This window comes from Pseudomonas fildesensis, assembly GCF_001050345.1.
GTDB lineage: Bacteria > Pseudomonadota > Gammaproteobacteria > Pseudomonadales > Pseudomonadaceae > Aquipseudomonas > Aquipseudomonas fildesensis.
Window position 1 is genome coordinate 1 of record NZ_LFMW01000038.1, and the last position, 2,094, is coordinate 2,094.

Annotated in this window: 1 protein-coding gene; it reads right to left on the reverse strand. The window is 59.5% G+C overall.

The features are described from left to right. The coding region (locus ACR52_RS27300) for a beta strand repeat-containing protein (protein ID WP_048731298.1) at window positions 1-2,094 on the reverse strand (2,094 nt) is incomplete at both ends.

A 2,094-nucleotide genomic window follows, 5' to 3' on the forward strand; every position in this document is an offset into this window, starting at 1 on the left:
CGTTGCCGCTGTCAGTCGCGGTGTAGGTGAAGTTCGCGGTGCCGTTGAAGTTGGTGTTTGGCTTGAAGTACAGCGTCGCTTCGCCGTTGGTTGCATCGATGGCGCCAGTAACCGGTTTGGTCATGGCAGCATCGGTGTAGAACGTGCCGTTGGTAGGCTCGCTGACGGTGAACGATTTAACGTTCGCCAGGCCGTCTACGTCGGTCGCGCTCAGTTTGACTTCGATGCCCTGGACCGGATCTTCCGAACCGGTGGCAGTGGTAGCGATCGCTTCAGGCGCATCGTTCACCGCAGTCACAGTGATAGTGCCGTTGGCTGGAGCAGAGGTCAGCGGGTTAGTGCCGTCAGCGTTGCCGCTGTCGGTCGCGGTGTAGGTGAAGTTCGCGGTGCCGTTGAAGTTGGTGTTTGGCTTGAAGTACAGCGTCGCTTCGCCGTTGGTTGCATCGATGGCGCCAGTAACCGGTTTGGTCATGGCAGCATCGGTGTAGAACGTGCCGTTGGTAGGCTCGCTGACGGTGAACGATTTAACGTTCGCCAGGCCGTCTACGTCGGTCGCGCTCAATTTAACTTCGATGCCCTGGACCGGATCTTCCGAACCGGTGGCAGTGGTAGCGATCGCTTCCGGCGCATCGTTGACCGCAGTCACGGTGATAGTGCCGTTAGCTGGCGCCGAGGTAAGCGGGTTAGTGCCATCAGCATTGCCGCTGTCAGTCGCGGTGTAGGTGAAGTTCGCGGTGCCGTTGAAGTTGGTGTTTGGCTTGAAGTACAGCGTCGCTTCGCCGTTGGTTGCATCGATGGCGCCAGTAACCGGTTTGGTCATGGCGGCGTCGGTGTAGAACGTACCGTTGGTAGGTGTGCCGACGGTGAACGATTTCACGTTCGCCAAGCCGTCCACGTCGGTAGCCGAGAGCTTAACTTCAATACCTTGAACCGGATCTTCTGAGCCGGTGGCTGTGGTCGCCACAGCTTCAGGCGCATCGTTCACAGCAGTGACAGTAATGCTGCCGTTGGCAGGAGCAGACGTCAGCGGGTTAGTGCCATCAGCGTTGCCGCTGTCAGTCGCGGTGTAGGTGAAGTTCGCGGTGCCGTTGAAGTTGGTGTTTGGCTTGAAGTACAGCGTCGCTTCGCCGTTGGTTGCATCGATGGCGCCAGTAACCGGTTTGGTCATGGCAGCATCGGTGTAGAACGTGCCGTTGGTAGGCTCGCTGACGGTGAACGACTTAACGTTCGCCAGGCCGTCTACGTCGGTCGCGCTCAACTTGACCGCGATGCCTACGCTTGGGTCTTCAGCACCGCTGCCGGTGGTCGCAACGGCTACTGGCGCATCGTTGACCGGGGTCACGGTGATAGTGCCGTTGGCGGCTGGCGAGGTCAGCACGTTGGTGCCGTCAGCGTTGCCGCTGTCGGTCGCGGTGTAGGTGAAGTTAGCCGTGCCGTTGAAATTCAGGTTCGGCTTGAAGTACACCGTCGCCTCACCGTTGGTGGCCGCGATGCTACCGGTAACCGGTTTGGTCATGGCGGCGTCGGTGTAGAACGTACCGTTGCTAGGCGTGCCGACGGTGAACGATTTCACGTTCGCCAGGCCATCCACATCGGTAGCCGAGAGCTTAACTTCGATACCTTGAGCCGGATCTTCCGAGCCGGTGGCTGTGGTCGCCACAGCTTCAGGCGCATCGTTCACAGCAGTGACAGTAATGCTGCCGTTGGCAGGAGCAGACGTCAGCGGGTTAGTGCCATCAGCGTTGCCGCTGTCAGTCGCGGTGTAGGTGAAGTTCGCGGTGCCGTTGAAGTTGGTGTTTGGCTTGAAGTAGAGCGTGGCTTCGCCGTTGGTCGCATCGATGGCGCCAGTAACCGGTTTGGTCATGGCAGCATCGGTGTAGAACGTGCCGTTGGTAGGCTCGCTGACGGTGAACGATTTAACGTTCGCCAGGCCGTCTACGTCGGTCGCGCTCAGTTTGACTTCGATGCCCTGGACCGGATCTTCCGAACCGGTGGCAGTGGTAGCGATCGCTTCAGGCGCATCGTTGACCGCAGTCACGGTGATAGTGCCGTTGGCTGGAGCAGAGGTCAGCGGGTTAGTGCCGTCAGCATTGC